General features: G+C 70.5%; 4 protein-coding genes. 3 read left to right on the top strand and 1 reads right to left on the bottom strand.

What is annotated here, in order from left to right; translation table 11 throughout:
• Nucleotides 1-58: 58 nt before the first annotated feature.
• Entirely contained in the window at nucleotides 59-1519 is a 1461-nt protein-coding gene (locus ACWCPY_RS39315) for an NAD(P)/FAD-dependent oxidoreductase (RefSeq protein WP_451273393.1), read from the top strand.
• Nucleotides 1520-1706: 187 nt separating this feature from the next.
• Nucleotides 1707-3476: an ATP-binding SpoIIE family protein phosphatase gene (locus tag ACWCPY_RS39320; protein ID WP_451273395.1), complete on the top strand. Its 1770-nt coding sequence runs from the start codon at nucleotides 1707-1709 to the stop codon at nucleotides 3474-3476.
• Between the two features lie 29 nt (nucleotides 3477-3505).
• Here the strand turns inward: ACWCPY_RS39320 and ACWCPY_RS39325 are convergent, their stop codons facing one another.
• Nucleotides 3506-4828, bottom strand: coding sequence for an MFS transporter (locus tag ACWCPY_RS39325; protein ID WP_451273401.1), 1323 nt, complete (start codon nucleotides 4826-4828; stop codon nucleotides 3506-3508).
• Nucleotides 4829-4983: 155 nt separating this feature from the next.
• Here ACWCPY_RS39325 and ACWCPY_RS39330 point away from each other — a divergent pair, with 155 nt between their 5' ends.
• Nucleotides 4984-5541: a MarR family winged helix-turn-helix transcriptional regulator gene (locus ACWCPY_RS39330; RefSeq protein ID WP_093549590.1), complete on the top strand. Its 558-nt coding sequence runs from the start codon at nucleotides 4984-4986 to the stop codon at nucleotides 5539-5541.
• Nucleotides 5542-6000 lie beyond the last annotated feature (459 nt).

A 6000-nucleotide genomic window follows, 5' to 3' on the forward strand; every position in this document is an offset into this window, starting at 1 on the left:
CACACAATTTGTCGAGCCTGTGGACAAACCCTTGAGCACGTTGCGTCATGGGGTGGTGATGGCTTCAGAATCCGGGGGAACACCCCCAGGACCCCCGCCGGGCGTGCGCATTCTCGTCATCGGTGGTGGCTACGTCGGGATGTACACAGCGCTGCGCCTCCAGCGGAAGCTGAAGCAGAGACTGAGAAGCGGCGAGGCCGAGATCGTGGTCGTCACGCCCGAGCCCTATATGACGTATCAGCCGTTCCTGCCCGAAGCGGCCGCCGGCTCGATCTCGCCGCGCCATGTCGTCGTCCCGCTCCGCCGCGTCCTCGCGCACTGCCGGATCGTGATCGGCGAGGCCCAGCACATCGACCACGCCAAGCGCACCGCCACCGTCACCACCCTCGCCACGGGGGAGGACGGCACCGGCGCGGTCGAGATCCGGTACGACGAACTCGTCCTCGCCCCCGGCTCCGTCTCGCGCACCCTCCCGGTCCCCGGCCTCGCCGACCACGGCATCGGCTTCAAGACCGTCGAGGAGGCCATCGGCCTGCGCAACCACGTCATCGAGCAGATGGACATCGCCTCCGCCACCCGCGACCCCGCCATCCGCGACGCCGCGCTCACCTTCGTCGTCGTCGGCGGCGGATACGCGGGCGTCGAAGCCCTTGCCGAGCTGGAGGACATGGCCCGCTACACCTCGCGGTACTACCACAACATCAAGGCCGAGGACCTGAAATGGATCCTCGTCGAGGCATCCGGCCGCATCCTTCCCGAGGTCGGCGAGGAGATGGGCACCTACGCCATCCGTGAGCTGCGAGGCCGCAACATCGACGTACGCCTCGACACCCGGCTGGAGTCCTGCGAGGACCGGATCGCCGTCCTGAGCGACGGCTCCAGGTTCCCGACCCGCACCCTCGTGTGGACCGCGGGGGTCAGACCCGCGCCGGTCCTCGCCGCGACCGACCTGCCGCTCGACGAACGCGGCAGGCTCAGGTGCACGGCGGAGCTCACCGTCGAGGGCGTCGAGCACGCCTGGTCCGCCGGGGACGCCGCGGCCGTACCCGACCTCACCGCCGCGGAGACGGGCAGGGCGACCGCGCCCAACGCCCAGCACGCGGTGCGCCAGGCCAAGGTCCTCGCCCAGAACATCCTCGCCTCGATGGCAGGCGAGCCCCTGGAGGAGTACCGGCACGGCTACGTGGGCTCCGTCGCCTCGCTCGGCCTCCACAAGGGCGTCGCCCATGTCTACGGCCGTAAGCTCAAGGGATATCCGGCCTGGCTGATGCACCGCACGTACCACCTCAGCCGTGTCCCGACGTTCAACCGGAAGGCCCGCGTCCTTGCCGAATGGACCCTTGCCGGGCTCTTCAAGCGCGAGATCGTCTCCCTCGGTTCGCTGGAACACCCGCGCGCCGAGTTCGAGCTCGCCGCGGGCGGCGGACGCCCCGGCCCGAACGGCCCGCCGGGCCCGGGCAGAGCGCCGGGGCCCGACGTTCCCTCCGGGCCCGACGGACGGCCGCCGAACGGCGGCTGACGGACCGTCGACCCGCCCGTGCGTCCGCCGGGGGGAGGACCGTACCGACAACAGTCAGTGCGGTCCGCCACACTGGACGTGTGACCATAGGTGGGCCCACATCTGCACAGAGTGACCCGGCCGGCAGTGACCGACAGTGAGCAGCCCGCAAGAGCGGACCAGACCGACACACGAGGCCAGAAATTCCGTGAACTTCACGCGCTGGAGCGCCCGCCTACCCGGAACGCAGCGCCGCGCCGCCGCACGGGACGACCGCAGTTCCGTGCCCCCGGCCCGCGCCGAGTACGCACGGCCCGAGGCCGGGCCCCGCCCGCCGGACGGCGACACGCACGGCGGGACGGGCCCCGATCCCCGGGACGACTCGCGCGGCGGGACCCGGCCGGGCGGCCCCACCCCGGAGGATCTCTCCGCCCGGGACATCCTCGGCCAGCTGCCCGCCCTGGTGGCCCTGGTGTACGGCCCCGACCACCGGATCGCGTACGTCAACGACGCCTACACCGCCGCCTTCGGGCCCCGCCCGGCCGGCGCCACCGCCGCCGAGGCCATGCCGGAGCTCCACGAACTCAGCCTGCTGCCCCTCATGGACCAGGTCCTGCGCAGCGGCACCCCCCGCACGGTCAAGTCCCGCAAGGTCCGCAGCGGCAACTCGTACACCGTCACCTGTACTCCCGTGCACCGGGACGACGAAGAGGGAGGCGAGGGCGGCAAGGGCGGCCTCAAGAAGCAGAGCGGGAACAACAAGGGCAGAGGAAGAGGCCGAGGGAGCGAAGGCGGCGTGCTCGTGTACGCCGCCGACGTCACCGACCACGCCGAAGCGGCCGAACGGCTCCGGGCCAGCGAGCGCCGCCACCGCGAAACGGCCGTCACCCTCCAGCGTTCCCTGCTCCCGCAGGAGCTGGAGCAGCCCGACGACCTCCGGATCGCCGCCACCTACCAGCCCGGTGGCACCGACGCCGCGGTCGGCGGCGACTGGTACGACGTCATCACCCTGGGCGCGGGCCGCACCGCCCTGGTCATCGGGGACGTGATGGGGCGCGGGGTGCGGGCCGCCGCCGTCATGGGCCAGCTCCGTACGGCCGTACGCGCCTACGCCCGCCTCGACCTCCCGCCGCACGAGGTGCTTCAGCTCCTGGACGGTCTCGCCGCCGAGATCGACGCCAGCCAGATCGCCACCTGCGCCTACGCGGTCCACGATCCCAACGAGGGCCGGCTCGTCTACTCCTCCGCCGGCCACCTCCCGATCCTGGTGTGCAACGAGGACGGCACGGTCCACCGCGCCGAGGACCCGACGGGACCACCGCTCGGCACCGGCGGCTGGATCCACACCTCGGGCACGATCCCGCTGCCGCCCGGCTCCACCGCGGTCCTCTACACGGACGGCCTGGTGGAGCGGCGCAGCGAGGACATCGACGAGGGCGTCGCCGCGCTGGAACGCGCCCTGTCCGGTGCCAAGGGTTCACCGCAGGTGGTCTGCGACCGGCTGATCCGCTCCCTCGGTGTCACCGCGGAACACGACGACGACGTGGCCGTGCTGGTGGTCCAGCACCCCGCCCGTACGGGGGCCGACGCGGAGCTGTTCCACAACGCCTCGCTCGATCTCCTCGGCGGCATCGAGGCGGCCCCGCGCGCCCGCGCCTTCGCGACCGGGGTCCTGACCTCGTGGCGATTCCCGGTCGAACTCTGCGACCTGGGCGTCCTGGCCGCCGGTGAACTCGTCGCGAACTCCCTCAAGCACGGCACCCCGCCGATGCGCCTGGGGCTGCGCCGCACCGACCGGCGGCTGATCATCGAGGTGACCGACGGCGACGACCACCTGCCGCGCCGCCGGCGGGCCGACCCGGCGGACGAAGCGGGCCGCGGCATCTCCATCGTCGCGACGATCGCCTCGTCCTGGGGCAGCCGTCGCACACCGGGCGGAGGCAAGGCGGTCTGGTGCGAATTCGCCCTGCCGCGGTGAGGGCCCTGCCGAGGACAGGGCCCGGACGCTCAGTGAGCAGCGGCAGCGGCAGCAGCGGTGGCGGCAGCGGAGCCGGAGCCGGCCTCGGCCTCCGGCAGTGACACGGCCACCACCCGGGAAGGCACCGTCTCCAGCGAAGGCTGGTCCTGTACGGGGGTGAGCTGTCGGCCGAGCCGCAGCGCCAGCGCCGTGATGCCCAGCGAGAAGAGCACGAACGTCACGATGTACGGCCCGTGCAGCGTCGCCCCCATGGGCCCGCCCACGGCCGGACCGACCGCCAGCGCGAGCTGCTTGCACAGGGCGAACGCGGAGTTGTACTGCCCGACCATCGACTCCGGCGCCAGATCGGCCACCAGCGGGGCCACCGTCGGCGACAGCATCGACTCGCCGAGTCCGAACAGCGCGTACGTGGAGATCATCACGGCCGTCGCCATGGTCTGGCTGCCGTGCCCGAGCCCCGCGTATCCGGCCACGATCCAGGCGAAGGCCCAGATCAGACCGACCGAGGCGATGACCCGGCTGCGCCTGCGGCGCTCGACGAACCGCAGCACGACGAACTGCGCGACGACGATGACGGCGGTGTTGGCGGCCAGCGCGATCCCGAGCGTCGAGGGCTCCATCCCGGCGGCCTCGGTGCCGTACGCCGCGAGCCCGGACTCGAACTGTCCGTAGCAGGCGAAGAACAGCACGAAGCCCAGCACGCACAGCTGCACCATGGCCCGGTGCGAGAGCAGCGTCCGCAGCCCGCCCGGGGCCTTGGACCCGTCGGTGGGCCTGGCGTCGGAGAAGGACGGCGTACGGGTCAGCCGCACCGTGGAGGCGATGACACCGAGCACGACGAACATCGCGGCCTCGATGAGGAACAGCAGGGCGAAGGTCTCCGGCCGGTTCGTGTCGACGATCTGCCCGCCGACCAGCCCGCCGATGCCGAGCCCGAGGTTCTGCAGGAAGAACTGCATGGCGAAGGCGCGCGTACGGGTGGCGGTGCTGGAGCACCACACGAGCATCGTGGCGAGCGCCGGCTGCATGACCGCCGTACCCGCGCCGAGGACGGCGGCCGACAGTACGGAGGCGGTCACGCCCGACGACAGGCCGAGGGCGACGGCGCCCAGCGAGGCGACGGCCGAGGCGACGACGAGCACGGGCAGCGGCCCGCGCCGGTCGATGGCCCGCCCGGTGAACGGCAGAACGGCCAGCGCCGCCATGGCGAAGACCGCCAGTACGACTCCCGCGGTGCCAGCACCCAGATCACGTACCTGTGCCACATAGACGTACAGATACGGAACGGTGAACCCCAGCCCGAACGCGCTCAGCGCGCTCCCCAGCTGGATCCGCCGCAGTGCTGCACCCATCTCCCTGGTCACACTCACCTACCTCAAGGTCTCGAAGCGACATGCCGAGCCATCCGAACGACTCGAACCCGAAGACTTTAGCACTAAAGTTAGAACTTCAACAATACAGCTCGAAGGACTTCGACGGCTTTGGAGGGCGTGCCATACTGCCCGCCATGCCTGACACCACCGAGCAGCCCGGACCGCAGGAGCCGGGCCTCGACGAGCAGATCGCCGCCTACCAGCGCGAATTCCGCGACCTGGACCCCCAGGTCGAACAGGTCGTCTCGGCCCTGGGCCGGCTGAACCGCCGGATGAACGTGGCGTACGGACGCCAGCTCGCCGCCCTCGGCATCAGCAACGCCGAGTGGGAGGTCCTCAAGACCCTGGTCCTGGCGGGCTCCCCGTACCGCCTGGGCCCGGGAGAGCTGGCCAAGCGCCTGGGACTCACCCCCGCGGCGATGACCCACCGCATCGACCGCATGGCGGGCGAGGGCCTGGTCACGCGCGACCGCGACGAGAACAACCGGGTGCGCGTGATCGTCGAGCTGACCGACGAGGGCCGTACGAAGTGGCTGGAGGCCATGCGGATGGCCACCGACTTCGAGGAGGACCTGCTCCAGGACCTCACGGCCGATGAACGCGGAGGTCTCGGCGACATGCTGATCCGTCTCCTGCGCCGCGTGGAGCATGCCCAGCCGGACGCCGGCGGCCGCCTCACCGACCTGGACTGAACCCCCGTCCGACACGTGGGAAAAGGGCTTGACCTGGCGGGGTTGACACACTCCTCACCGGTCCGTAAGGTTCTTCGAGTTGTCACGGAGCCGGAACGGTTCTGCGACAGCCGATCCCGCCGCGAATGCGGCAACCAAAACTCAGCACGATCTCCCACTCGGGACAATTTCGGCATGCCGAAATTGATTTCGAAGACTCGATTATGAGTCGCCGGGAAAATCCGCTAGAGTTTGAGACGTCGGAACGGCCCAACGGCCGGGAAGGCAAACCCCGCTGACTGGGAATCAGGCCCGAAAGGATCTGATAGAGTCGGACTCGCCGGAAAGGGAAACGCGAAAGCGAAGAACTGGAAAGCGAACCCGTTTCGACCGGGAATCGGACACGAAAGAGTCTGATAGAGTCGGAAACGCAAGACCGAAGGGAAAAGCCCGGAGGAAAGCCCGAGAGGGTGAGTACAA

The organism is Streptomyces sp. NPDC002403 (genome assembly GCF_053593015.1).

What these genes read in the sequence shown, in the direction of transcription:
- ACWCPY_RS39330 (WP_093549590.1), top strand. Translation starts at nt 4,984, where the DNA reads ATGCCTGACACCACCGAGCAGCCCGGACCGCAGGAGCCGGGCCTCGAC.
- ACWCPY_RS39315 (WP_451273393.1), top strand. Translation starts at nt 59, where the DNA reads ATGGCTTCAGAATCCGGGGGAACACCCCCAGGACCCCCGCCGGGCGTG.
- ACWCPY_RS39325 (WP_451273401.1), bottom strand. Translation starts at nt 4,828, where the DNA reads ATGGGTGCAGCACTGCGGCGGATCCAGCTGGGGAGCGCGCTGAGCGCG.